Source organism: Dellaglioa sp. CoH-57-MRSF-17 (genome assembly GCF_056782015.1).
On record NZ_JBXAXY010000019.1, the window covers coordinates 1 to 788 of the forward strand.

At 55.1% G+C, this 788-nt stretch carries 2 protein-coding genes; both read left to right on the forward strand.

Translation table 11 applies throughout. The annotated features are described in order from the left end of the window. Positions 1–336: hypothetical protein (locus AC1RPJ_RS07600; protein ID WP_481762820.1), on the forward strand; the 336-nt coding region annotated here is incomplete at its 5' end. A 31-nt stretch (positions 337–367) separates the two neighbouring features. Next, the coding region (locus AC1RPJ_RS07605; protein ID WP_481762821.1) for a hypothetical protein at positions 368–788 on the forward strand (421 nt) is incomplete at its 3' end.

Here is a 788-nt window from a genome sequence, read left to right on the forward strand (position 1 = left end):
GATGAGTTCTGGCACTGGGATTGCCATAAGAAGCTCATAGTACCAGACACCAAATGGATTGATGATCTGCTGACCCGTTCTTTTGGGAAACAGGCGATGCCCAAAAAGAGACGTGTACGTGATGGCACAGGACCCACAGCACAGCGCTTGGCCCGGAAGTTGAGTGCGGCGCTGCTGGCCCAGCACGATCTGGATGTGGAGCCCGGCGCATGGAAATTCTGGGTGCAGCCGCCCTCCTACCGTGGACCACGTTGGGACCTAGCAAATTGGGGAGCGCACGCGCCACATCCGGTACACCCCAATCTGACGGTGCAGGTCTCGTGGCGTAACGTGTAGGATGCGTGCGTCTAACATACAGGAGCAGTAAATGTACATCGAGGAACGCGCACGGAAGCTGGTTGATTTGGGGATTTACGCAAAAGCGAACCAAGAGCTGAATTCATATCCGGTGGACGGTTCTCTTGTGCCACATGATCAGTACATTCTGCGCATGATGATTCGTGGCCCCAAGACCGAGGGCTATGTGGTCCCGAACGAGCTGAAGTGGATCGAGCCGATGGTGATCCGTGCCGATGCTGAACAGCGCAAACTCGGGGTCAACCATCCGTACGTGTATGTAACGGTTCGCTGCGGCCCCATGAAGAGTGTGAGCGACGATGTGTGGCACGTGGATGGCTTCTCGATGCGTGTACCACACGTGACGGAACAGAATTACATCTGGTCGGATCACACGCCAACCGAAATCCTGAAACAAAACTTTGCATTTCCGTCCGATTTCCATCCGATGG